The sequence below is a fragment of the Modicisalibacter tunisiensis genome (assembly GCF_020148005.1).
GTDB classification, from domain to species: Bacteria; Pseudomonadota; Gammaproteobacteria; order Pseudomonadales; family Halomonadaceae; genus Modicisalibacter; species Modicisalibacter tunisiensis.
On the sequence record NZ_JAGXFD010000001.1, the window covers coordinates 1207337 to 1231178 of the forward strand.

Sequence of the window (23842 nt, forward strand, 5' to 3'; positions counted from 1 at the left end):
GCCGGTCGAAGATACCAGGTGGCTGCAACTGTTTATTAAAAACACAGCACTCTGCCAACGCGTAAGCGGACGTATAGGGTGTGACGCCTGCCCGGTGCCGGAAGGTTAATTGATGGTGTTAGCCGCAAGGCGAAGCTCCTGATCGAAGCCCCGGTAAACGGCGGCCGTAACTATAACGGTCCTAAGGTAGCGAAATTCCTTGTCGGGTAAGTTCCGACCTGCACGAATGGCGTAATGATGGCCACGCTGTCTCCACCCGAGACTCAGTGAAATTGAAATCGCAGTGAAGATGCTGTGTACCCGCGGCTAGACGGAAAGACCCCGTGAACCTTTACTATAGCTTCACACTGGACGCTGATGTTGCTTGTGTAGGATAGCTGGGAGGCTTGGAAACCCGGACGCCAGTCCGGGTGGAGCCAACCTTGAAATACCAGCCTGGCATCATTGGCGTTCTAACTCCGGCCTGTCATCCAGGTCGAGGACAGTGTGTGGTGGGTAGTTTGACTGGGGCGGTCTCCTCCCAAAGTGTAACGGAGGAGCACGAAGGTACCCTCAGCACGGTTGGAAATCGTGCATTGAGTGCAAGAGCATAAGGGTGCTTGACTGCGAGACAGACACGTCGAGCAGGGTCGAAAGACGGTTCTAGTGATCCGGTGGTTCTGTATGGAAGGGCCATCGCTCAACGGATAAAAGGTACTCCGGGGATAACAGGCTGATACCGCCCAAGAGTTCACATCGACGGCGGTGTTTGGCACCTCGATGTCGGCTCATCACATCCTGGGGCTGAAGTCGGTCCCAAGGGTATGGCTGTTCGCCATTTAAAGTGGTACGCGAGCTGGGTTTAGAACGTCGTGAGACAGTTCGGTCCCTATCTGCCGTGGGCGTCGGAAGTTTGAGAAGTGCTGCTCCTAGTACGAGAGGACCGGAGTGGACGTACCGCTGGTGTTCCGGTTGTGATGCCAATCGCATTGCCGGGTAGCTATGTACGGACGGGATAACCGCTGAAAGCATCTAAGCGGGAAGCCCCCTTCAAGATGAGACTTCCCCGGGGCCTCGCGCCCCCTGAAGGACCCTCGAAGACGACGAGGTTGATAGGCACGGTGTGGAAGCGCTGCAAGGCGTTGAGCTAACGTGTACTAATGGTCCGTGAGGCTTGACCATATAACACCCAAGGGGCCTGTGTGGCCCATGGGCGAGACACAGCGCGGATACGCGCGAGTCGATCAAGACGCTTGATTGCCCATTGTTGAAGACAGGTAAACAGGGCGCTGGCCCGGCAACCGCCACCCAGCGTGCCAGAGTTACGCCTGACGACCATAGCGAGCGGGTCCCACCTGATCCCATGCCGAACTCAGCAGTGAAACCGCTCAGCGCCGATGGTAGTGTGGAGCTTCTCCATGCGAGAGTAGGTCATCGTCAGGCATCTATCCCGCAAAACCCCGGCCCAACGGCCGGGGTTTTTGCGTTGGGGGCCGGGAAAATTGGCCCGCGCTCCTCTCGCGCTACCCTGTCGTTTATCCACTTTGGTCGCTAACATTCCCGCCGACCGGCGCCTTCCGCTAAAATGACGGTTTTTCCGGCGGGACGAGGCCCATGACCATCGGCGATCTCATACGCTTGCTGAGCGACGGCGGCTATCACTCCGGCGAGCAGCTCGGCGAACGCCTCGGCGTTTCGCGCACGGCCATCTGGAAGCAGCTCAAGAAGCTCGAGGCCATGGATATTCCTCTCGAGGCGGTCAAGGGGCGGGGCTATCGCGTGGCCCAGCCGCTCGAGCTGCTCGACGGCCAGGCGATCATCGCCGAGCTGCCACGCGATTCGCGACGCCGCCTGGCCAGGCTGTTCATCGAGGAAACCCTGCCTTCCACCAATCTCTTCGTGCGCGAACGCTTTACCCAGGGGGCCGGGCACGCCGAGGTGTGCCTGGCGGAAGGGCAGAGCGCCGGGCGAGGGCGTCGTGGCCGTCAGTGGGCGAGCCCCTGGGGACGCAACCTGCTGCTCTCGGTGGGCTGGCGGTTCGAGGGCGGGGCCGCCGTGCTCGAGGGGCTGAGCCTGGCCGTCGGCGTCGTGCTGGCCCGCGTGCTGGAGCATCACGGCGTCGAGGCGCTGCTGAAATGGCCCAACGATGTTCTGATGCGGGATCCGGCCAGCGGCGAGCTGCGCAAGCTCGCCGGCATCCTGCTGGAGCTCAGCGGCGATGCCCAGGGCCCCTGCGAGGTGGTCGTCGGCATCGGCCTGAACATGGCGCTGCCGCCCGAGGTGCGCGAGCGCATCGACCAGCCGGTGGCGGCGGTCGCGGATCTGGCGCCTGATGCGGGGCGCAACACGCTCGCCGCCGAACTGATCGCCGGCCTGCTGGATCTGCTGGACGGCTTCGAGGCGACCGGCTTCGCCCCTTGGCGGGCGGAATGGAACCGGCGTCACGCCCATGCCGACACGGCCATCGACATCATTCGTGGCGACGAGCGCCAGGCGGCGATCGCCACGGGGGTCGATGCGGCCGGTTGTCTGCTGGTCCGCCGCGAGGGCGTCGAGGAACGGCTGTTCGGCGGCGAGATCAGCGTGCGTGGGCGATCATGATTCTCGATCTGGACATTGGCAACACGCTGTCCAAGTGGCGCCTGAAGGATATCGCCAGCAGCGAGATCCGCTCGCGCGGTGCGGTGTGGACGCGCGAGGAATGGCGCCCGCGTGCCGACATTCCCGATCTCGACGTGGTCAGTACCGTGCGTATCTCCAGCGTGGCGCGGCGTGCCGTACTGGACGAGACCGTGGCGCTGCTGAGGCGCCGGGTGGGGGCCGTGCACGTGGCCCGCTCGATGCCCGAGGCGCTGGGCGTGACCTGCGGCTACGAGGAGCCCGAACGGCTGGGTGTCGATCGCTGGATGGGCGTGCTGGCCGGCTACCACCTCACCGGTGGCTGCTGCACGGTGGATTGCGGCAGCGCCATCACCGTCGACTTCGTGCTCCCGGGCGGCCGCCACCTGGGCGGCTATATCGTGCCCGGGCTGCGCCTGATGAAGGAAAGCCTCAAGCTGGGCACGCGCAACGTGGCGATCGACCCCGACAGCGAGGCGGACGATCTGCTGCTGCCGGGCCGCAACACCGCGGCGGCGGTCAATCACGGCATCTTCATGGCCGCGGTCAGTGCCGTGAACCGCATCTACAGCGAGGTCTGTGACTCCGAAGGGACCGCGCTGCCGCTGCTGCTGACCGGCGGAGACGCCCGGGTCGTGTCGCGGGGGTTGCGCATTCCGCATGCCGTCTGGCCCGACATGGTGTATGCCGGGCTGGAAGCCTGCTTTCCGCTGACTGCCGCCGAGCGGGCGGGGCGCATGTCGGGGGCGCCGAGGGTGCCGCAGGCGGCGTCCCTGGAAAAAATTCGCGCAAGCCTTGCAATCTCCATGCTGCTTTGACACAATGCGCGGCGTTCGAGGCGATGCCGGGCCGAAACGGCCGTCAAGTTACTGAAAAACAAGTGCTTGACACTATCGTCTCAAGCGGTAAAATTTGCCGCCATGCTGGAGGGGTTCCCGAGTGGCCAAAGGGAGCAGACTGTAAATCTGCCGCGAAAGCTTCGAAGGTTCGAATCCTTCCCCCTCCACCAGTTTGCTGTCGGCACGGCGCTGGCGGGTCGACAAGAAGAGTGGGCAGGCGGGCATAGTTCAATGGTAGAACCTCAGCCTTCCAAGCTGATGATGCGGGTTCGATCCCCGCTGCCCGCTCCAGAAAGTGTTGTAACGCTCATGTAGCTCAGGGGTAGAGCACACCCTTGGTAAGGGTGAGGTCGACGGTTCAAATCCGTCCATGAGCTCCAGTTTCGACAGGAAGGCGAGCCGAGGCTCGCCTTCCTGCTTTCGAAAGCCTCGAAACGACGGGGTTGTCAGGGCAAGTTGGTTACGCTATCATCCTGCCCGCTGTCGCGTTGCAGCCTGCAACAGGTTGCCGCGCTATCCATGCAGGCCAGTAGCTCAATTGGCAGAGCAGCGGTCTCCAAAACCGCAGGTTGGGGGTTCGATTCCCTCCTGGCCTGCCAGTCTTCCCCAGGCTGGCGTTGTCCCATATACTTCCGTCTTTTCGATTGCCGCACCTTGAGGAGTTCCATTGTCATGAAACAAAACGCCGAGGTGCAGGAGTCGCGCCACGACGGTCTCAAGTGGGCGGTGGTCGTTGTTCTCGTTGCGCTGGCCGTGGTCGGCAATGCCTATTTCTCGGACCAGGCTCTCCTGTATCGCGTGCTGGGCGTCGTTGCCCTGGGGCTTGCTGCCGCCGGCGTGGCACTGACCACGGCGAAGGGGCGCAGCCTCGTCGAGCTGGCTCGCAGCTCGCGCCGTGAAATCCAGCGCGTCGTCTGGCCGACGCGTCAGGAAACCGTCCAGACGACCGCCATTGTGCTGGTGGCCGTGCTGCTGGTCGGCCTGATGCTGTGGCTGATCGACACCCTGCTGGGCTGGGCCATGTCCAGCATCATCGGTTAGGAGATTCCATGTCCAAGCGTTGGTACGTCGTTCACGCCTATTCCGGCTTCGAGAAGCATGTCATGCGCTCGCTGATCGAGCGCGTGAAGCTTTATGGCATGGAGGATCAGTTCGGCGAGATCCTGGTGCCTACCGAAGAAGTCGTCGAGATGCGTGACGGCAAGCGGCGCAAGAGCGAGCGCAAGTTCTATCCCGGCTATGTGCTGGTCGAGATGGAAATGAACGACCAGACCTGGCACCTGGTCAACGAGACGCCGCGCGTCATGGGCTTCATCGGCGGCACGCCCGAGAAGCCGGCGCCGATCACCCAGAAGGAAGCCGACGCCATCCTGCGCCGTGTCCAGGACGGCACCGACAAGCCGCGGCCGAAGACGCTCTTCGAGCCGGGTGAGGTGGTGCGCGTCGTCGACGGTCCGTTTGCCGATTTCAACGGGGTCGTCGAGGAAGTCAACTACGAGAAGAGTCGCCTGCAGGTCAGCGTGCTGATCTTCGGACGTGCGACGCCGGTCGAGCTCGAGTTTGCCCAGGTCGAGAAGGACTGAGCGAACCTCGCTGTCACGATTTTCGCCGGGCCGCTGCGGCGGCCCGCTAAACCGGGGAGCCGCAAGGCGCTACTACCCAACTGGAGTGCAACATGGCTAAGAAAGTCCAGGCCTACATCAAGCTGCAGGTTGCAGCGGGCAAGGCCAACCCGAGTCCCCCCGTGGGCCCCGCGCTGGGTCAGCACGGTGTCAACATCATGGAGTTCTGCAAGGCGTTCAACGCCGCGACCCAGGACATCGAGCCGGGTCTGCCGACACCCGTGGTCATCACCGTCTATTCCGACCGCAGCTTCACCTTCATCACCAAGACGCCGCCCGCGGCCGTCCTGCTGAAGAAGGCGGCCGGCATCAAGTCCGGCTCCGGCGAGCCGAACAAGACCAAGGTCGGCACCGTGACCCGCGAACAGCTCGAGGAGATCGCCAAGACCAAGGAGCCGGACCTGACGGCTGCCGATCTCGACGCCGCGGTGCGCACCATCGCCGGTAGCGCCCGCAGCATGGGCCTCAACGTGGAGGGTCTCTGATCATGGCCAAACTGTCCAAGCGCGCACAGATGATCCGCGAGAAGGTCGACGGTACCAAGGTCTACTCCATCGACGAGGCCGTGGCCCTGCTCGGCGAGCTTTCCAAGGTCAACTTCAAGGAATCGCTCGACGTCGCCATCAACCTGGGCGTTGACCCGCGCAAGTCCGACCAGGTCGTGCGTGGCGCCACCGTCATGCCCAATGGTACCGGCAAGGACGTGCGTGTCGCCGTCTTCACCCAGGGTGCCAACGCCGATGCCGCCAAGGAAGCCGGTGCCGACATCATCGGCATGGAAGAGCTGGCCGAGGACGTCAAGAAGGGCAACCTGAACTTCGACGTGGTCATCGCCTCGCCGGACGCCATGCGCGTGGTCGGCCAGCTGGGCCAGATCCTGGGGCCGCGTGGCCTGATGCCGAACCCCAAGGTCGGCACCGTGACGCCCGACGTCGCCACCGCGGTGAAGAACGCCAAGGCCGGCCAGGTGCGTTTCCGTACCGACAAGAATGGCATCATCCACACCACGCTGGGCAAGGTCGATTTCCCGGCGGATGCCATCCGCGGCAACCTGGAGGCGCTGGTCAACGACCTCAAGCGTCTCAAGCCCAGCACGTCCAAGGGCGTCTACTTCAAGAAAATGACCCTGTCCACCACCATGGGCCCGGGTCTGACCGTCGACCACTCCGCGTTCGTCTGACGTGTCAAGCCGAGCAGTCACTTTGCGGTCCCCGGCCCTCGCGGGCGGGGCGCCGTCAAAGACCGCAGGCGTCACCTCCGGGTGACTTAATGGCCCTCGGTCGCCTGCGCAGATGGTGCGCCCCGCCAGTTCGCTGGTGAGCACCATCATTCCGCGATCCGCCGCCCGCGGCGGGTCGAGAAGGTAACCTCCGAGGTGGTCTTGCCCGGCAAGCCCCTCGGCACGAAGGAGTGAACACTGTGCCACTAGGTCTCGAAGACAAGAAAGCGATTGTTGCAGAGGTCAGTGAAGCAGCCAAGGACGCTCTCTCCGTTGTAGTGGCCGACTCTCGCGGCGTCGATGTTGGCGCGATGACCGACCTGCGCAAGCAGGCGCGCGAGAATGGCGTGCAGATCCGTGTTGTGCGCAACACCCTGGCACGCCGTGCCCTGTCAGGTACTCCCTGGGAGTGCCTGAGCGAGACGTTCGTGGGTCCGACTCTGCTGGCCTTCTCCTACGAGCATCCGGGCGCCGCCGCCCGCCTGTTCAAGGAGTTCGGCAAGAGCGAGAAGGACTTCGAAGTCAAGGCGCTGGCCTACGAAGGTGAGTTCATCCCGGCCGCCGATCTGGACCGTCTGGCAACACTGCCGACGTACGACGAGGCGATCGCCAAGCTGATGTCCGTCATGAAGGAAGCTTCTGCCGGCAAGCTGGTGCGTACCCTCGCCGCGCTGCGTGATCAGAAGGAAGAGGCCGCCTGAGGCCCCTGCTGACCGCAGTCGACATCGTCTACCCAGTTACCGAGCGCCGATACCGGTTCGGGGCGCTCCGCAAAGTTTAGGAAAGCAATCATGGCACTGACCAAAGAAGACATCATCAACGCCGTCGCCGACATGACCGTGATGGAAGTCGCCGAGCTGATCGAGGCGATGGAAGAGAAGTTCGGCGTGACCGCCGCGGCTGCCGTCGTGGCCGGCCCGGGTGGCGGTGAAGCGGCCGCTGCTGAAGAGCAGACCGAGTTCGACCTGGTGCTGACCGGCGCCGGCGAGAAGAAGGTCAACGTCATCAAGGTGGTTCGCGAGATCACCGGTCTCGGCCTGAAGGAAGCCAAGGGTGCCGTCGACGGCGCTCCGGCGACCCTCAAGGAAGCCATGAGCAAGGATGACGCTGAAGAAGCCAAGAAGAAGCTGGAAGAAGCCGGCGCGTCCGTGGAGCTCAAGTAACCCTTGTGCCCCAAGGCTTCACGCGCTGCGTAAGCTTCCATGGCTGGTGGCGGGATGCCCGCTGCCGGCCTTTTTCTGTTGTCACTAGCGTCCTATCGTGTACCCATCACTGACGATTCGAACGCTAGGCGAATTCCGACGGCGAGCCTCCCGAGGGGGCTTGCCGTCAGCGCCTGACAGGGACGCCCCCGTCAGGTGGCGCCGACCACGCATCGGTCACCCATGGTGAACAAGCTGGGGAATACAGATGGCTTACTCATACACTGAGAAAAAACGCATCCGCAAGGATTTCGGCAAACTGCCCCAAGTGATGGATGTGCCCTACCTGCTGGCCATCCAGCTTGATTCCTACTACGACTTCCTCCAGCAGGACCGGGCGCCCCAGGAGCGCCTCGAGGTCGGCCTGCACGCCGCCTTCAAGTCCGTGTTCCCGATCGAGAGCTTCTCCGGCAACGCCGCCCTCGAGTACGTCAGCTATCGCTTCGGCACTCCGGCGTTCGACGTCAAGGAATGCCAGCTGCGCGGCGTCACCTATTCGGCACCGCTGCGGGTCAAGGTTCGCCTTATCATCTACGACAAGGACTCGGCGAACAAGGCGATCAAGGATATCAAGGAGCAGGAAGTCTACATGGGGGAAATCCCCCTGATGACCGAGAACGGTACCTTCGTGGTCAACGGTACCGAGCGGGTCATCGTCTCCCAGCTTCACCGCTCGCCGGGCGTGTTCTTCGACCATGACAAGGGCAAGAGCCACTCCTCCGGCAAGCTGCTGTATTCCGCGCGGGTGATTCCCTACCGTGGTTCCTGGCTGGATTTCGAGTTCGATCCCAAGGACAGTGTCTTCGTGCGCATCGACCGTCGCCGCAAGCTGCCGGCGACCGTGCTGCTGCGCGCGTTGGGCATGAGCGCCGAGGAGATCCTCGACCTGTTCTTCGACACCAGCACCTTCCACATCGAGAAGTCCGGCTTCTCCGTGGATCTGGTGCCGTCGCGGCTGCGCGGCGAGACCGCGACCTTCGACATCAAGGATGCCGACGGCAGCGTGATCGTCGAGGAAGGCCGGCGCATCACCCAGAAGCACATCCGGCAGATGGAAAAGTCGGGCCTCGAGCGTCTCGAGGTGCCGATGGAGTACCTGTACGGCAAGGTGCTGGCCAAGGATCAGGTCGACCCCAACACCGGCGAGCTGGTCTGCGAGTGCAACACCGAGATCACCCCGGAGGTGCTGGAGAAGCTGGCCCAGGCCGGCATCACCCGGCTCGAGACCCTCTACACCAACGATCTCGACTGCGGTCCGTTCATCTCCGACACGCTGAAGCTCGACACCACGCGCTCCCAGCTGGAGGCGCTGGTCGAGATCTACCGCATGATGCGCCCCGGCGAGCCGCCCACCAAGGAAGCGGCCGAGACGCTGTTCCACAACCTGTTCTTCACCGAGGACCGTTACGACCTGTCCTCGGTGGGGCGGATGAAGTTCAACCGCCGGCTGCGTCGCGAGTCCGACACCGGCCCCGGCGTGCTCGACAACGGCGATATTGTCGCCGTGCTCAAGGAGCTGATCGCCATCCGCAACGGCTTCGGTGACGTCGACGACATCGACCACCTGGGCAACCGTCGCATCCGCTGCGTCGGCGAGATGGCCGAGAACCAGTTCCGCGTGGGTCTGGTGCGCGTCGAGCGTGCGGTCAAGGAACGCCTGTCCATGGCCGAGAGCGAAGGCCTGATGCCGCAGGACCTGATCAACGCCAAGCCGGTGGCGGCGGCGGTGAAGGAGTTCTTCGGCTCCAGTCAGCTCTCGCAGTTCATGGACCAGAACAACCCGCTCTCCGAGGTCACCCACAAGCGCCGTGTCTCCGCGCTCGGCCCGGGCGGCCTGACCCGCGAGCGGGCGGGCTTCGAGGTGCGCGACGTTCACGCCACCCACTACGGCCGCCTGTGCCCGATCGAGACGCCGGAAGGGCCGAACATCGGCCTGATCAACTCGCTGGCCACCTACAGCCACGCCAACAGCTACGGCTTCCTCGAGACGCCGTACCGCAAGGTGGAGAACGGTCAGGTCACCGACGACGTGGTGCGCCTGTCGGCGATCGAGGAAGGTGGCTTCGTCATCGCCCAGGCCTCGGCCACCGTGGACGAGGCCGGCCGGCTGGTCGACGACCTGGTGCAGGTCCGCCACAAGGGCGAGACCACCTTCATGGCACCCGACAAGGTGACCCTGATGGACGTCTCCCCGCGCCAGGTGGTGTCGGTGGCCGCGGCGCTGATCCCGTTCCTCGAGCACGATGACGCCAACCGCGCCCTGATGGGGGCGAACATGCAGCGTCAGGCGGTGCCGACCCTGCGTGCCGACAAGCCGCTGGTGGGCACCGGCATGGAGCGCTTCGTCGCCCGTGACTCCGGCGTCTGCGCGGTGGCGCGGCGCGGCGGGGTGATCGACTCGGTCGACGCCAAGCGCATCGTGGTGCGCATCAACGAGGACGAGATCATCGGCGGCGAGGCCGGCGTCGACATCTACAACCTCACCAAGTACGTGCGTTCCAACCAGAACACCTGCATGAACCAGCGGCCGATCGTGCGTCCGGGCGACGTGGTCGCGCGCGGCGACATCCTGGCCGACGGGCCGTCCGTGGACATGGGCGACCTGGCGCTGGGCCAGAACATGCGCATGGCCTTCATGCCCTGGAACGGCTACAACTTCGAGGACTCGATCCTGGTCTCGGAGCGCGTGGTGCAGGAAGACCGCTTCACCACCATCCACATCCAGGAGCTGACCTGTGTCTCGCGCGACACCAAGCTGGGCGCCGAGGAGATCACCTCGGACATCCCCAACGTCGGCGAGTCGGCACTGTCCAAGCTCGACGAGGCGGGCATCGTCTACATCGGCGCCGAGGTCGGTGCCGGCGACATCCTGGTCGGCAAGGTCACGCCCAAGGGCGAGACCCAGCTGACCCCGGAGGAGAAGCTGCTGCGCGCGATCTTCGGCGAGAAGGCCTCCGACGTGAAGGACACCTCGCTGCGTGCCCCGACCGGCATGAAGGGCACGGTCATCGACGTCCAGGTGTTCACCCGCGACGGTGTCGAGAAGGATTCGCGCGCGCTGTCCATCGAGCAGATGCAGCTCGACGAGGTGCGCAAGGATCTGCAGGAGACCTACCGCATCGCCGAGGAGGCCACCTTCGAGCGCCTCAAGCGTCAGCTCTCCGGCCAGCCGGTCAACGGCGGGCCCAAGCTGACGAAGGATGACGTGCTCAGCGAGGAGTACCTCGACGAGCTGCCGCGTCAGCAGTGGTTCAAGCTGCGTCTGCAGGACGAGTCGCTCAACGAGCTGCTGGCCCAGGCCGACGAGCAGCTCGAGAACCGCCGCAAGGAGATGGACGAGCGTTTCGAGGACAAGAAGCGCAAGCTCACCCAGGGCGACGACCTGGCGCCGGGCGTGCTCAAGATCGTCAAGGTCTACCTGGCGGTGAAGCGTCGCATCCAGCCGGGTGACAAGATGGCCGGTCGCCACGGTAACAAGGGTGTCATCTCGGCGATCATGCCTATCGAGGACATGCCGTTCGACGATCAGGGCGAGCCGGTCGACGTGGTGCTCAACCCGCTGGGCGTCCCGTCGCGCATGAACGTCGGCCAGATCCTCGAGACCCACCTGGGCATGGCCGCCCGCGGGCTGGGCGTGAAGATCGACGCCATGCTGCGCGACGCCCGCGAGCAGCAGCTCGCCGAGCTGCGCGAGTTCCTCGGCAAGGTCTACAACACGCCGGGCACCCGCCAGGAGGACATCGACTCGCTGTCCGACGAGGAGGTGATTGCCCTGGCCAAGAACCTGCGCGGCGGCGTGCCGATGTCGTCGCCGGTGTTCGACGGCGCCCAGGAGAAGGAGATCAAGGGCCTGCTGCGGCTGGCCGACCTGCCGGATTCCGGGCAGATGGATCTCTACGATGGCCGTACCGGCGAGAAGTTCGACCGTCCGGTGACGGTGGGCTACATGTACATGCTCAAGCTCAACCACCTGGTGGATGACAAGATGCATGCGCGCTCCACCGGCTCCTACTCCCTGGTCACCCAGCAGCCGCTGGGCGGCAAGGCGCAGTTCGGCGGTCAGCGCTTCGGCGAGATGGAGGTGTGGGCGCTGGAGGCCTACGGCGCCGCCTACACCCTCCAGGAGATGCTCACGGTCAAGTCCGACGACGTGGAAGGGCGTACCAAGATGTACAAGAACATCGTCGACGGCGACCACAGCATGCAGGCCGGCATGCCGGAATCCTTCAACGTGCTGGTGAAGGAGATCCGCTCGCTGGGCATCGATATCGAGCTGGAAGGCTGAAACGCCCGACGCTTGCCAAAGACGGTCCGCGGGGCCCCTAGATCCGGGCCCCGCTCATGACAACTCCGCAACGGAGCGACCCCATGAAAGATTTGGTGAAAGTCCTCAAATCGCAGTCACAGTCCGACGAGTTCGATGCGATCAAGATCTCGCTGGCCTCGCCGGACATGATCCGCTCCTGGTCGTATGGCGAAGTGAAGAAGCCGGAGACCATCAACTACCGGACGTTCAAGCCCGAGCGTGACGGCCTGTTCTGCGCCAAGATCTTCGGTCCGGTGAAGGACTACGAGTGCCTGTGCGGCAAGTACAAGCGCATGAAGCATCGCGGCATCATCTGCGAGAAGTGCGGCGTCGAGGTGACCAAGGCGGTGGTGCGCCGCGAGCGCATGGGCCACATCGAGCTGGCCAGCCCGGTCGCGCACATCTGGTTCCTCAAGTCGCTGCCGTCGCGCATCGGCATGTTCCTCGACATGACCCTGCGCGACATCGAGCGCGTGCTCTACTTCGAGAGCTTCGTGGTCATCGACCCGGGCATGACCACCCTGGAGCGCGGCCAGCTGCTCAACGACGAGCAGTACTTCGAGGCCCTCGAGGAGTTCGGTGACGACTTCGACGCCCGCATGGGTGCCGAGGCGATCCAGGCGCTGCTCAAGGACATCGACCTCGAGGAAGAGATCGAGCGCCTGCGCGAGGAGATTCCGCAGACCAACTCCGAGACCAAGATCAAGAAGCTCTCCAAGCGGCTCAAGCTGCTCGAGGCCTTCTACAAGTCCGGCAACGCCCCGGCGTGGATGGTCATGGAGGTGCTGCCGGTGCTGCCGCCGGACCTGCGTCCGCTGGTCCCGCTCGACGGTGGCCGCTTCGCGACCTCGGATCTCAACGATCTGTACCGCCGCGTGATCAACCGCAACAACCGCCTGAAGCGGCTGCTGGATCTCAACGCGCCGGACATCATCGTGCGCAACGAGAAGCGCATGCTGCAGGAGTCGGTCGATGCGCTGCTCGACAACGGCCGCCGCGGCCGCGCCATCACCGGGTCCAACAAGCGCCCGCTGAAGTCGCTGGCCGACATGATCAAGGGCAAGCAGGGGCGTTTCCGCCAGAACCTGCTGGGCAAGCGCGTCGACTATTCCGGCCGCTCGGTGATCACCGTGGGCCCGACCCTGCGTCTGCACCAGTGCGGTCTGCCCAAGAAGATGGCGCTGGAGCTGTTCAAGCCGTTCATCTACTCCAAGCTGCAGTCCACCGGCCAGGCCTCGACCATCAAGGCCGCCAAGAAGATGGTCGAGCGCGAGCTGCCCGAGGTGTGGGACATCCTCGCCGATGTCATCCGCGAGCATCCGGTGCTGCTCAACCGCGCGCCGACCCTGCACCGTCTGGGCATCCAGGCCTTCGAGCCGCTGCTGATCGAGGGCAAGGCGATCCAGCTGCACCCGCTGGTGTGTGCCGCCTACAACGCCGACTTCGACGGTGACCAGATGGCCGTGCACGTGCCGCTGACGCTGGAAGCCCAGCTCGAGGCGCGCGCGCTGATGATGGCCACCAACAACGTGCTGTCGCCGGCCAACGGCGAGCCGATCATCGTGCCGTCCCAGGACGTGGTGCTGGGTCTGTACTACATGACCCGCGAGCGCATCGGCGCCCAGGGCGAGGGCATGGTGTTCGCCAACCTCGACGAGGCGGAGCGTGCCTTCGGCACCCAGAGCGTGTCGCTGCACGCCCGGGTCAAGGTGCGCATGACCGAGTACGAGCGTGACGAGGAAACCGGCGAGCTGACGCCGAAGACCGCGCTGTACGACACCACCGTGGGCCGGGCGATGCTGTTCCGCATCCTGCCCAAGGGCGCGCCGTTCGCACTGGTCGACCAGCCGATGAAGAAGAAGGCGATCTCGCGGCTGATCAACGAGGTCTACCGCAGCGCCGGGCTCAAGGAAGCGGTGATCTTCGCCGACCAGCTGATGTACACCGGTTTCCGCCTGGCGACCTGGTCGGGGGCGTCGATCGGCGTCAACGACTTCGTTATCCCCGACGAGAAGCGCGAGATCGTCGAGGCCGCCGAGGACGAGGTCAAGGAGATCGAGGACCAGTTCTCCTCGGGTCTCGTGACCGCCGGCGAGAAGTACAACAAGGTCATCGACATCTGGTCCAAGGCCAACGACAAGGTGGCCAAGGCGATGATGGCGGGCATCTCCAAGGAGACCGTCACCGACCGCGAGGGCAACCGGGTCGAGCAGGACTCGTTCAACAGCGTGTTCATCATGGCCGACTCCGGGGCCCGCGGCAGTGCCGCGCAGATCCGCCAGCTGGCGGGCATGCGCGGCCTGATGGCCAAGCCGGACGGCTCGATCATCGAGACGCCGATCGTCGCCAACTTCCGTGAGGGCCTGAACGTACTCCAGTACTTCATCTCGACCCACGGGGCGCGCAAGGGGCTGGCGGACACCGCACTCAAGACCGCCAACTCCGGTTACCTGACCCGTCGCCTGGTCGACGTGGCCCAGGATCTGGTGGTCACCGAGACCGACTGCGGCACCGAGGAAGGGCTGACCCTGCACCCGGTGATCGAGGGCGGCGACATCATCGTCTCCCTGGCGCAGCGCGTGCTGGGCCGTGTGGTCGCCCAGGACGTCATCGATCCGGCGACCGAGGAGGTGCTGATCCCGCGTGGCACGCTGCTCGACGAGGCCTGGTGCGAAGACCTCGACACCATGGGCGTCGACGAGATCGTGGTGCGCAGCGCGATCAGCTGCGAGACCTCGCACGGGGTCTGCTCGGCCTGTTACGGTCGTGACCTGGCGCGTGGCCATCAGGTCAACATCGGCGAGGCCGTGGGCGTCATCGCCGCGCAGTCGATCGGCGAGCCGGGCACCCAGCTGACCATGCGCACGTTCCACATCGGCGGTGCCGCCTCGCGGGCTTCCGCGCAGGACAGCGTCCAGGTCAAGCACGGCGGCAAGGTGCGCCTGCACAACATCAAGCACGTCGAGCGTGCCGACGGCAAGCTGGTGGTGGTGTCCCGCTCCAGCGCCCTGGCGGTGGCCGACGAGCACGGTCGCGAGCGCGAGTACTACAAGCTGCCCTACGGCGCCGAGCTGTCCGTCAAGGACGGCGACCATGTCGAAGGCGGTCAGGCCGTGGCCAAGTGGGACCCGCACACCCACCCGGTCATCGCCGAGGTGGCGGGCAAGGCGCAGTACATCGACATGGACGAGGGCATCACCATCCACCGCAGCGTGGACGAGATGACCGGCCTGTCCTCCATCGAGGTGATCGAGTCGGCCTCGCGGCCGGCGGCGGGTCGCGACAAGCGGCCGATGATCATGCTCACCGACGAGGCGGGCGAGCACATCACCCTGCCGGGTTCCAATACCCCCGTGCAGTACCTGCTGCCCGGCAATGCGGTGGTGTCCGCCGAGAACGGTGCGCAGATCGGCGTGGGTGAGGTCATCGCCCGTATTCCGGTCGAGGCGTCCGGCAACAAGGACATCACCGGGGGTCTGCCGCGCGTCGCCGACCTGTTCGAGGCGCGCAAGCCCAAGGAACCGTCGATCCTCGCCGAGATCAGCGGCGTGATCAGCTTCGGCAAGGAGACCAAGGGCAAGCGTCGTCTGACGATCACCCCGGAATCCGGCGACCCGTTCGAGATGCTGATCCCGAAGTGGCGCCAGATCAGCGTCTTCGAGGGCGAGACCGTCGAGAAGGGCGAGGTGATCTCCGACGGCCCGAGCAACCCGCACGACATCCTGCGGCTGCTCGGCGTGGCGGAGCTGGCCAAGTACATCACCGCCGAGATCCAGGAGGTCTATCGCCTCCAGGGCGTGGGCATCAACGACAAGCACATCGAGGTGATCGTGCGTCAGATGCTGCGCAAGGTGGAGATTACCGATGCCGGCGACGCCGACTTCATCCCCGGCGATCAGGTCGAGCTGGTGCGGGTGCTCGAGGAGAACGCCCGGCTGGCCGCGGAGGACAAGTTCCCGGCCAAGTTCGGTCGCGTGCTGCTGGGCATCACCAAGGCCTCGCTGGCCACCGAGTCGTTCATCTCCGCGGCCTCCTTCCAGGAGACCACCCGCGTGCTGACCGAGGCGGCGGTGACCGGCAAGCGCGACTACCTGCGTGGCCTGAAGGAGAACGTCGTGGTGGGTCGTCTGATTCCGGCGGGTACCGGCCTGACACACCATGCCGAGCGTCGGCGCAAGCGCGAGGACGCCGAACGCACCCTGCACCCCTCGGCCTTCGAGGTCGAGCAGGAGCTGGGGGCCCAGCTCACCGCGCTGGATGCCGATGACGACGAGTTGTGAGCCGCAGCCGGCGCCCCGCGGGGCGCCGGCCTTGACGCCGCTCATCATGAGACTTTAGAATGCGCAGCCTTTAACAGTGGGGTGGGTGCGCCCGTGCCTGCTGTTGAGGCGAGGCAATCACTGGAGACAGCTACAGACTATGGCAACGATCAACCAGCTCGTGCGCAAGCCGCGCAAGCGCCCGGTCGCCAAGAGTGACGTGCCGGCGCTGCAGGCCTGCCCGCAGCGTCGTGGGGTTTGCACCCGCGTTTACACCACCACGCCGAAGAAGCCGAACTCCGCACTGCGCAAGGTGTGCCGTGTTCGTCTGACCAACGGCTACGAGGTGACCTCCTACATCGGTGGCGAAGGCCACAACCTGCAGGAGCACTCCGTGGTGCTGATCCGCGGCGGCCGAGTCAAGGACCTGCCGGGTGTGCGTTATCACACCGTGCGCGGCGCCCTGGACACCTCCGGCGTGCAAAACCGCAAGCAGGGCCGTTCCAAGTACGGCACCAAGCGTCCCAAGGCCTGAGGCCGGGGCACCGAGATTCTTACGTAACATTGGTCGGATAAGAGTAAGGTCGAGCGTCGCCCGACGGGGCGGGAGTCTCGGGTTTACCTGAAGGACCCTTCGACGAGGGCTTATCATGCCTAGAAGACGCATTGCCGCCAAGCGCGAGATCCTGCCGGATCCGAAGTTCAACAGCGAGCGCCTGGCGAAGTTCATGAACCATCTGATGATCAGCGGCAAGAAGTCCGTAGCTGAGCGCATCGTCTATGGTGCGCTGGACCGGGTTGCCGAGCGTGCCCAGGAAGCACCGCTGGATGTGTTCGACAAGGCGCTGGAAGCCATCCAGCCGATGGTCGAGGTCAAGTCACGCCGCGTCGGCGGCGCGACCTATCAGGTGCCGGTCGAGGTGCGTCCCTCGCGCCGTCAGGCGCTGGCCATGCGCTGGCTGGCCGATGCCGCCCGCAACCGTGGTGAAAAGACCATGGTGCAGCGTCTGGCCGGTGAAATGCTGGACGCCGCCGAAGGCAAGGGTGCTGCCGTGAAGAAGCGTGAAGACGTGCATCGCATGGCAGAAGCCAACAAGGCCTTCTCTCACTACCGCTTCTAATCTACGGGGGTTTCATCCGTGGCACGCAAGACTCCGCTCAAGCGTTACCGCAATATCGGTATCGTGGCCCACGTCGACGCCGGGAAGACCACCACTACCGAGCGTGTCCTGTTCTACACCGGCCTCTCCCACAAGGTCGGCGAGGTCCATGATGGCGCAGCCACCATGGACTGGATGGAGCAGGAGCAGGAGCGTGGCATCACGATCACCTCCGCGGCGACCACCTGCTTCTGGCAGGGCATGAACAAGCAGTTCGACGAGCACCGCATCAACATCATCGACACCCCGGGGCACGTCGACTTCACCATCGAGGTGGAGCGTTCCCTGCGCGTGCTCGACGGTGCCGTCGTCGTGCTGTGCGGTTCCTCCGGTGTGCAGCCGCAGACCGAGACCGTCTGGCGTCAGGCCAACAAGTACGAAGTGCCGCGCATGGTGTTCGTCAACAAGATGGACCGCGCCGGGGCCGACTACTTCATGGTGCTCGACCAGCTCAAGCAGAAGCTGGGCGCCAACGTCGTGCCGATCCAGATCAACTGGGGGGCCGAGGACGAGTTCAAGGGCGTCATCGACCTGATCCAGATGAAGGCGATCCTCTGGGACGAGGACAACTTCGGCATGAACTACGAGCTGGTCGACATCCCGGCCGAGCTCCAGGAAACCGCCGAAACCTACCGCGAGCAGATGGTCGAGGCCGCTGCCGAGGCGTCCGAAGAGCTGATGGACAAGTACCTCGAGGAAGGTGACCTGTCCGAGGCCGACATCAAGGCCGGTCTGCGTCGCCGTACCCTCGACAACGAGATCGTTCTGGTCACCTGCGGCTCCGCGTTCAAGAACAAGGGCGTTCAGGCCGTTCTGGACGGCGTCATCGAGTACATGCCGTCGCCCACCGAGGTCAAGGCCATCGAGGGCGAGCTGGACGACAAGGATGGCACCATTGCCACCCGCGAGGCGGATGACAATGCGCCCTTCGCCGCGCTGGCGTTCAAGATCGCCACCGACCCGTTCGTCGGCACGCTGACCTTCATCCGCGTCTATTCCGGCGTGCTGAAGTCCGGTGACAGTGTCTACAACTCGGTCAAGCAGAAGAAGGAGCGCGTCGGTCGTATCGTCCAGATGCACTCCAACTCCCGCGAGGAGATCAAGGAAGTCTATGCCGGCGACATCGCCGCCTGCATCGGGCTCAAGGATGTCACCACCGGCGACACCCTGTGCGACCTGAACGACAAGATCGTTCTCGAGCGCATGGAGTTCCCGGATCCGGTCATCTCGGTTGCCGTGGAGCCGAAGTCCAAGGCCGACCAGGAGAAGATGGGCGTCGCGCTGGGCAAGCTGGCCCAGGAGGATCCGTCGTTCCGCGTCAAGACCGACGAGGAAACCGGCCAGACCATCATCTCCGGCATGGGCGAGCTTCACCTCGACATCATCGTCGACCGCATGCGTCGCGAGTTCAAGGTCGAGGCCAACATCGGCAAGCCGCAGGTTGCCTACCGCGAGACCATCCGCCAGTCGGTCGAGCAGGAAGGCAAGTTCGTGCGTCAGTCGGGCGGTCGCGGTCAATACGGTCACGTACACCTGCGCATCGAGCCGCTGACCGCGGAAGACAAGGGCGAGGACGAAGAGCTTCACTTCAAGTTCGCGTCCGAGATCGTCGGCGGCGTGGTTCCCAAGGAATACGTGCCGGCCGTCGAGAAGGGGGCCTACGAGCAGCTGCAGAACGGTGTCATCGCGGGTTATCCGATGATTGACGTCAAGGTCACGCTGTTCGACGGTTCCTACCATGACGTGGACTCGAACGAGACCGCGTTCAAGGTCGCCTCGTCGATGGCGATCAAGGAAGGTGCTCGCAAGGCTAAGGCCGTGCTGCTCGAGCCGGTGATGAAGGTCGAGGTCGTGACCCCCGAGGAGTTCATGGGTGATGTCATGGGTGACCTTAACCGCCGCCGTGGCCTTGTACAGGGCATGGATGACTCTTCCTCAGGCAAGATCATTCGCGCCACGGTTCCGTTGGCTGAGATGTTCGGTTACGCGACCGATCTGCGTTCTCAGACCCAGGGCCGCGCAAGCTACACCATGGAGTTTGCGGATTACGAAGAGGCGCCCTCCAGCGTCGTAGAAGCCGTCATCAACCAGAACGGTTAACCGTTAGCTAACGTAAAGAGGTTATAGCAGTGGCTAAGGAAAAGTTTGAACGCTCCAAACCGCACATCAACGTCGGTACCATCGGTCACGTCGACCACGGCAAGACCACACTGACGGCGGCTCTGACCCGCGTTTCCGCCGAGGTCTTCGGTGGCGACTGGCGTGCCTTCGATACCATCGACAATGCGCCGGAAGAGCGCGAGCGTGGTATCACCATCGCCACCGCCCACGTCGAGTACCAGTCCGAAACGCGTCACTACGCACACGTCGACTGCCCGGGGCACGCCGACTACGTCAAGAACATGATCACCGGTGCCGCCCAGATGGACGGCGCGATCCTGGTCTGTTCCGCCGCCGACGGCCCCATGCCGCAGACTCGCGAGCACATCCTGCTGTCTCGCCAGGTCGGCGTGCCGTACATCGTCGTGTTCCTGAACAAGGCCGACATGGTCGACGATGAAGAGCTGCTCGAGCTGGTCGAGATGGAAGTCCGCGAACTCCTGAACGAGTACGACTTCCCGGGTGACGACACCCCGATCATCATCGGCTCCGCGCTGATGGCGCTGGAAGGCAAGGACGACAACGGCATGGGTACCACCGCCGTTGCCAACCTGATCAAGGCCCTGGACGACTACATCCCGGAGCCGGAGCGCGCCATCGACCAGCCGTTCCTGATGCCGATCGAGGACGTGTTCTCCATCTCCGGTCGTGGCACCGTGGTCACCGGCCGTGTCGAGCGCGGCATCGTCCGCACCGGCGACGAAGTCGAGATCGTGGGTCTGAAGGACACCACCAAGACCACCGTTACCGGTGTCGAAATGTTCCGCAAGATGCTCGACGAAGGTCGCGCCGGCGAGAACATCGGCGCCCTGCTGCGCGGCACCAAGCGTGACGAGGTCGAGCGTGGCCAGGTCCTGGCCAAGCCGGGCACCATCACGCCGCACACCAAGTTCGAGGCGGAAGTCTACGTCCTGTCCAAGGAAGAAGGTGGTCGTCACACCCCGTTCTTCAAGGGCTACCGTCCGCAGTTCTACTTCCGGACCACCGACGTGACCGGTACCTGTGAGCTGCCGGAAGGCGTCGAGATGGTCATGCCGGGCGACAACGTCCAGATGACCGTTTCCCTGATCGCGCCGATCGCCATGGAAGACGGCCTGCGCTTCGCGGTTCGCGAAGGCGGGCGTACCGTGGGCGCCGGCGTCGTCGCCAAGATCATCGAGTAAGCGGTATCCTGCGATGATCGAAGGGGGCTCCGCGAGGAGCCCCCTTTCTGCGCATGTCGGGCTTCGTTTGACGCGAAGTGCCTGCATGCCTATAATGCGCATCCTTTGATTGCGTGGGTAGGCGGCGACCGCCGTCGACATCCATTGGAGTGTAGGGCTAATGCAGAACCAGAAGATTCGCATTCGGCTGAAGGCTTTCGATCACCGCCTGATCGACCAGTCCGCCCAGGAAATCGTGGATACCGCGAAGCGGACAGGTGCCCAGGTGCGGGGTCCGATCCCTCTGCCGACCAATCGCGAGCGCTATACCGTGCTGATCTCGCCGCACGTCAACAAGGACGCGCGTGACCAGTACGAGATTCGCACGCACAAGCGCGTGCTCGACATCGTCGAGCCGACGGAGAAGACCGTCGACGCGCTGATGAAACTCGACCTCGCCGCCGGCGTGGACGTCCAGATCAAGCTCGACTGATAACACTAGACACACGCGGCACCGCGCTGGCCTGGAGCCAGCAGCAGCCGCCACGCCGGGATGGCGTCATACAACGTGCTAGTGGAATGCTCTGGAAAGGGCAGCCATAGCGGGTGATAGCCCCGTACACTATAGGAGACTGAACATGACTATCGGTTTGGTCGGTAAGAAGAGCGGCATGACCCGCGTCTTCACCGAAGATGGCACTTCCGTGCCCGTAACCGTGATCGAGGTTGAGCCCAACCGCGTGACTCGCGTCAAGACCGTCGACAGCGACGGCTACAGCGCGGTTCAGGTGACAACCGGCTCCCGCAAGGCCAAGCACCTCACCAAGGCGACTGCCGGTCAGTACGCCAAGGCGGGTATCGAGGCCGGTCGTTCACTGATGGAGTTCCGCCTGGCAGAAGGCGACGAGGCTCCCGAAGTGGGCGGCGAACTCTCCGTGTCCCTCTTCGAGGCTGGTCAGAAGATCGACGTGACCGGCACTTCCAAGGGTAAGGGGTACCAGGGCGCCGTTAAGCGCTGGAACTTCCGCACCCAGGACAACAGCCACGGCAACTCCCTGTCCCACCGTGCGCCTGGCTCCATCGGCCAGTGCCAGACCCCGGGGCGTGTCTTCAAGGGCAAGAAAATGGCCGGACAGATGGGCAACGAGCGCGTGACCGTTCAGAGCCTGGAAGTCGTCCGCGTCGATGCCGATCGCAACCTGCTGCTGGTCAAGGGCGCCGTTCCGGGCGCGCCGGGCAGCGACGTGATCGTCCGCCGTGCCGTTAAAGCTCGCTGAGGGGTAAAGTCCGATGAATCTGAATCTTGCAGGTGCTGGCGGCACCGTCGAAGTCGCCGACGCTACCTTTGGCAAAGAATTCAACGAAGCGCTGGTCCACCAGGTCGTCACCGCCTACCTCGCGGCCGGCCGTCAGGGTACTCGCGCCCAGAAGAACCGCTCCGACGTGCGTGGCGGCGGCAAGAAGCCGTGGCGCCAGAAGGGCACCGGTCGTGCCCGCGCCGGTACCATCCGCTCGCCGCTGTGGCGTAGCGGCGGCGTGACCTTCGCGGCGCGTCCCCAGGACTACACGCAGAAGGTCAACCGCAAGATGTATCGCGCGGCGATGCGCTCGATTCTCTCCGAGCTGATCCGCCAAGAGCGTCTGGTGGTGGTCGAGGAGTTCGCCGTCGAGACGCCCAAGACCAAGCAGCTGGTGTCCAAGCTGGGCGAGCTGGGCCTCGAGAAGGCGCTGATCGTCACCGACGAGGTCGACGAGAAGCTCTACCTGGCCGCGCGCAACATCCCCAACGTGGATGTCGTCGATGTCCCCGCCGCCGATCCGGTGAGCCTGGTCGCCTTCGACAAGGTGCTGGTCACCGTCTCCGCCCTGCGCAAATTCGAGGAGAAGCTGGCATGAACCAGGAACGCCTATTCAAGGTTCTGCTCGGACCGCACGTGACCGAGAAGGCTGCCATGGCCGCCGAGAACAACCAGTACGTGTTCAAGGTGGCCAGCGACGCGACCAAGCCGGAGATCAAGGCGGCCGTGCAAGCGCTGTTCGGCAAGAAGGTCGATAGCGTCCAGGTCCTCAACGTGAAGGGCAAGACCAAGCGCACCCTGCATGGCACGGGTCTGCGCAAGGGCTACCGCAAGGCCTACGTCACGCTGGCCGCGGGCGAGACCCTCGAAGACTTCTCTGGCGCCGAATAAGGGCAGGAGTACGGATCATGGCAGTAGTCAAGACTAAACCCACATCCGCCGGTCGCCGCCACCTGGTCAAGGTTGTCAGCGACGAGATCTACAAGGGCCGGCCCCATGCGCCGCTGCTCGAGAAGCAGTCCAAGTCCGGCGGACGTAACAATCATGGCCGCATCACCACGCGCCATGTCGGTGGTGGTCATCGTCACCATTACCGCGTGATCGACTTCAAGCGCACCAAGGATGGCATCCCGGCCATCGTCGAGCGCCTGGAGTACGATCCCAACCGCAGCGCCCACATCGCGTTGCTGAAGTACCTGGACGGTGAGCGTCGCTACGTCATCGCGCCCAAGGGCGTGAGTGCCGGCGACCAGCTGGAATCCGGCGTGAACGCACCGATCAAGCGTGGCAACACGCTGCCGCTGCGCAACATTCCGCTGGGTTCCACCGTCCACTGCATCGAGCTCAAGCCCGGCAAGGGTGCCCAGCTCGCGCGCAGCGCCGGTGCCAGTGCTCAGCTGGTCGCCCGCGAAGGCAACTACGCCACCCTGCGTCTGCGCTCCGGCGAGATGCGCAAGGTGCTGGCCGAGTGCCGCGCGACCCTGGGAGAGGTGAGCAACTCCGAGCACAGCCTGCGTCAACTCGGCAAGGCCGGTGCCAAGCGCTGGCGGGGTGTGCGCCCGACCGTTCGCGGTGTCGCCATGAACCCGGTGGATCACCCGCACGGTGGTGGTGAAGGTCGTACCAGCGGTGGTCGCCATCCGGTGACGCCGTGGGGGGTTCCGACCAAGGGCCACAAGACCCGCAAGAACAAGCGCACCGACAAGCTGATCGTTCGTCGCCGCAAGGCCAAGTAACAGACATTAAGAGGTAACGGCTGTGCCACGTTCACTGAAGAAAGGTCCCTTTATCGACCTTCATCTGCTGAAGAAGGTCGAGGCTGCAGTGGAGAAGAACGACCGCAAACCGATCAAGACCTGGTCGCGTCGTTCCATGATCCTGCCCAACATGGTCGGGCTCACCATTGCGGTCCACAATGGTCGCCAGCACGTCCCGGTGCACGTCTCCGAGGAAATGGTCGGCCACAAGCTGGGCGAATTCGCTGCCACCCGCACCTATCGCGGCCACGCGGCGGACAAGAAAGCCAAACGGTAAGCC

The 23842-nt window shown here is 64.2% G+C and carries 20 protein-coding genes, 4 tRNA genes and 2 rRNA genes (1 of these 26 only partly in view); all 26 read left to right on the top strand.

Translation table 11 applies throughout. From position 1 onward, the window contains the following. Window positions 1–1161, top strand: a 23S ribosomal RNA gene (locus tag KGQ91_RS05510) (it extends 1525 nt beyond the left edge of the window). 145 nt (window positions 1162–1306) lie between these two features. Then, window positions 1307–1422, top strand: a 5S ribosomal RNA gene (rrf, locus tag KGQ91_RS05515). Between the two features lie 171 nt (window positions 1423–1593). Then, complete coding sequence (locus tag KGQ91_RS05520) at window positions 1594–2580, top strand: biotin--[acetyl-CoA-carboxylase] ligase (RefSeq protein ID WP_224415934.1); 987 nt, start codon at window positions 1594–1596, stop codon at window positions 2578–2580. After that, complete coding sequence (locus KGQ91_RS05525) at window positions 2577–3416, top strand: type III pantothenate kinase (protein ID WP_163648083.1); 840 nt, start codon at window positions 2577–2579, stop codon at window positions 3414–3416. The genes KGQ91_RS05520 and KGQ91_RS05525 overlap by 4 nt, the downstream gene beginning before the upstream one ends. A gap of 107 nt (window positions 3417–3523) precedes the next feature. Further along, a tRNA-Tyr gene (locus KGQ91_RS05530) sits at window positions 3524–3607 on the top strand. A 47-nt stretch (window positions 3608–3654) separates the two neighbouring features. Continuing rightward, window positions 3655–3728 (top strand) — tRNA-Gly (locus tag KGQ91_RS05535). 14 nt (window positions 3729–3742) lie between these two features. Beyond that, a tRNA-Thr gene (locus KGQ91_RS05540) sits at window positions 3743–3817 on the top strand. Between the two features lie 143 nt (window positions 3818–3960). Next, a tRNA-Trp gene (locus KGQ91_RS05545) sits at window positions 3961–4036 on the top strand. Window positions 4037–4109: 73 nt separating this feature from the next. Next, window positions 4110–4478: a preprotein translocase subunit SecE gene (gene secE, locus KGQ91_RS05550; protein WP_163648084.1), complete on the top strand. Its 369-nt coding sequence runs from the start codon at window positions 4110–4112 to the stop codon at window positions 4476–4478. Window positions 4479–4486: 8 nt separating this feature from the next. Continuing rightward, the gene (nusG, locus tag KGQ91_RS05555) at window positions 4487–5020 is read left to right on the top strand and encodes a transcription termination/antitermination protein NusG (RefSeq protein WP_224415933.1); all 534 of its coding nucleotides are present in this window, start codon (window positions 4487–4489) and stop codon (window positions 5018–5020) included. A 92-nt stretch (window positions 5021–5112) separates the two neighbouring features. Next, complete coding sequence (rplK, locus tag KGQ91_RS05560; RefSeq protein WP_133484167.1) at window positions 5113–5544, top strand: 50S ribosomal protein L11; 432 nt, start codon at window positions 5113–5115, stop codon at window positions 5542–5544. Between the two features lie 2 nt (window positions 5545–5546). After that, entirely contained in the window at window positions 5547–6239 is a 693-nt protein-coding gene (gene rplA / locus KGQ91_RS05565; protein WP_163648086.1) for a 50S ribosomal protein L1, read from the top strand. 239 nt (window positions 6240–6478) lie between these two features. Then, window positions 6479–6979, top strand: a complete 501-nt coding sequence (gene rplJ, locus KGQ91_RS05570) for a 50S ribosomal protein L10 (protein ID WP_224415932.1) — start codon at window positions 6479–6481, stop codon at window positions 6977–6979. Between the two features lie 90 nt (window positions 6980–7069). Further along, window positions 7070–7441 (top strand): 50S ribosomal protein L7/L12, encoded by a 372-nt coding sequence (gene rplL / locus KGQ91_RS05575; protein ID WP_163648088.1) that lies wholly within the window; start codon window positions 7070–7072, stop codon window positions 7439–7441. A gap of 247 nt (window positions 7442–7688) precedes the next feature. Continuing rightward, on the top strand, window positions 7689–11765 hold the full coding sequence (gene rpoB / locus KGQ91_RS05580) for a DNA-directed RNA polymerase subunit beta (RefSeq protein WP_224415931.1): 4077 nt from the start codon (window positions 7689–7691) through the stop codon (window positions 11763–11765). 83 nt (window positions 11766–11848) lie between these two features. Beyond that, window positions 11849–16066 carry a DNA-directed RNA polymerase subunit beta' gene (gene rpoC, locus KGQ91_RS05585; RefSeq protein WP_224420489.1) on the top strand — a complete coding sequence of 1406 codons (4218 nt, stop codon included), beginning with the start codon at window positions 11849–11851 and terminating at the stop codon, window positions 16064–16066. A gap of 139 nt (window positions 16067–16205) precedes the next feature. Next, window positions 16206–16580: a 30S ribosomal protein S12 gene (gene rpsL, locus KGQ91_RS05590; protein WP_026300677.1), complete on the top strand. Its 375-nt coding sequence runs from the start codon at window positions 16206–16208 to the stop codon at window positions 16578–16580. A gap of 115 nt (window positions 16581–16695) precedes the next feature. Next, on the top strand, window positions 16696–17166 hold the full coding sequence (gene rpsG / locus KGQ91_RS05595) for a 30S ribosomal protein S7 (RefSeq protein WP_163648091.1): 471 nt from the start codon (window positions 16696–16698) through the stop codon (window positions 17164–17166). An 18-nt stretch (window positions 17167–17184) separates the two neighbouring features. Further along, window positions 17185–19305 (top strand): elongation factor G, encoded by a 2121-nt coding sequence (gene fusA, locus KGQ91_RS05600; RefSeq protein WP_224420490.1) that lies wholly within the window; start codon window positions 17185–17187, stop codon window positions 19303–19305. A 29-nt stretch (window positions 19306–19334) separates the two neighbouring features. Continuing rightward, on the top strand, window positions 19335–20528 hold the full coding sequence (gene tuf / locus KGQ91_RS05605) for an elongation factor Tu (RefSeq protein WP_163648093.1): 1194 nt from the start codon (window positions 19335–19337) through the stop codon (window positions 20526–20528). Between the two features lie 160 nt (window positions 20529–20688). After that, on the top strand, window positions 20689–21000 hold the full coding sequence (gene rpsJ / locus KGQ91_RS05610; RefSeq protein WP_011505728.1) for a 30S ribosomal protein S10: 312 nt from the start codon (window positions 20689–20691) through the stop codon (window positions 20998–21000). Window positions 21001–21145: 145 nt separating this feature from the next. Further along, window positions 21146–21784: a 50S ribosomal protein L3 gene (gene rplC / locus KGQ91_RS05615; protein WP_224420491.1), complete on the top strand. Its 639-nt coding sequence runs from the start codon at window positions 21146–21148 to the stop codon at window positions 21782–21784. A 13-nt stretch (window positions 21785–21797) separates the two neighbouring features. Continuing rightward, the gene (rplD, locus tag KGQ91_RS05620; RefSeq protein WP_224420492.1) at window positions 21798–22403 is read left to right on the top strand and encodes a 50S ribosomal protein L4; all 606 of its coding nucleotides are present in this window, start codon (window positions 21798–21800) and stop codon (window positions 22401–22403) included. Next, complete coding sequence (gene rplW / locus KGQ91_RS05625) at window positions 22400–22696, top strand: 50S ribosomal protein L23 (protein WP_163648096.1); 297 nt, start codon at window positions 22400–22402, stop codon at window positions 22694–22696. Before rplD ends, rplW begins: the two co-directional genes overlap by 4 nt. A gap of 17 nt (window positions 22697–22713) precedes the next feature. Beyond that, a complete protein-coding gene (gene rplB, locus KGQ91_RS05630; protein ID WP_224420493.1) occupies window positions 22714–23541 on the top strand; it encodes a 50S ribosomal protein L2 in 828 nt (275 codons plus the stop codon). Window positions 23542–23563: 22 nt separating this feature from the next. Beyond that, window positions 23564–23839 carry a 30S ribosomal protein S19 gene (rpsS, locus tag KGQ91_RS05635; RefSeq protein ID WP_009098993.1) on the top strand — a complete coding sequence of 92 codons (276 nt, stop codon included), beginning with the start codon at window positions 23564–23566 and terminating at the stop codon, window positions 23837–23839. Window positions 23840–23842: the final 3 nt, after the last annotated feature.

Coding starts and splice junctions, on each gene's coding strand:
- KGQ91_RS05520 (WP_224415934.1), top strand. CDS start 1,594: ATGACCATCGGCGATCTCATACGCTTGCTGAGCGACGGCGGCTATCAC.
- KGQ91_RS05525 (WP_163648083.1), top strand. CDS start 2,577: ATGATTCTCGATCTGGACATTGGCAACACGCTGTCCAAGTGGCGCCTG.
- secE (WP_163648084.1), top strand. CDS start 4,110: ATGAAACAAAACGCCGAGGTGCAGGAGTCGCGCCACGACGGTCTCAAG.
- nusG (WP_224415933.1), top strand. CDS start 4,487: ATGTCCAAGCGTTGGTACGTCGTTCACGCCTATTCCGGCTTCGAGAAG.
- rplK (WP_133484167.1), top strand. CDS start 5,113: ATGGCTAAGAAAGTCCAGGCCTACATCAAGCTGCAGGTTGCAGCGGGC.
- rplA (WP_163648086.1), top strand. CDS start 5,547: ATGGCCAAACTGTCCAAGCGCGCACAGATGATCCGCGAGAAGGTCGAC.
- rplL (WP_163648088.1), top strand. CDS start 7,070: ATGGCACTGACCAAAGAAGACATCATCAACGCCGTCGCCGACATGACC.
- rpoB (WP_224415931.1), top strand. CDS start 7,689: ATGGCTTACTCATACACTGAGAAAAAACGCATCCGCAAGGATTTCGGC.
- rpoC (WP_224420489.1), top strand. CDS start 11,849: ATGAAAGATTTGGTGAAAGTCCTCAAATCGCAGTCACAGTCCGACGAG.
- rpsL (WP_026300677.1), top strand. CDS start 16,206: ATGGCAACGATCAACCAGCTCGTGCGCAAGCCGCGCAAGCGCCCGGTC.
- rpsG (WP_163648091.1), top strand. CDS start 16,696: ATGCCTAGAAGACGCATTGCCGCCAAGCGCGAGATCCTGCCGGATCCG.
- rpsJ (WP_011505728.1), top strand. CDS start 20,689: ATGCAGAACCAGAAGATTCGCATTCGGCTGAAGGCTTTCGATCACCGC.
- rplC (WP_224420491.1), top strand. CDS start 21,146: ATGACTATCGGTTTGGTCGGTAAGAAGAGCGGCATGACCCGCGTCTTC.
- rplD (WP_224420492.1), top strand. CDS start 21,798: ATGAATCTGAATCTTGCAGGTGCTGGCGGCACCGTCGAAGTCGCCGAC.
- rplW (WP_163648096.1), top strand. CDS start 22,400: ATGAACCAGGAACGCCTATTCAAGGTTCTGCTCGGACCGCACGTGACC.
- rplB (WP_224420493.1), top strand. CDS start 22,714: ATGGCAGTAGTCAAGACTAAACCCACATCCGCCGGTCGCCGCCACCTG.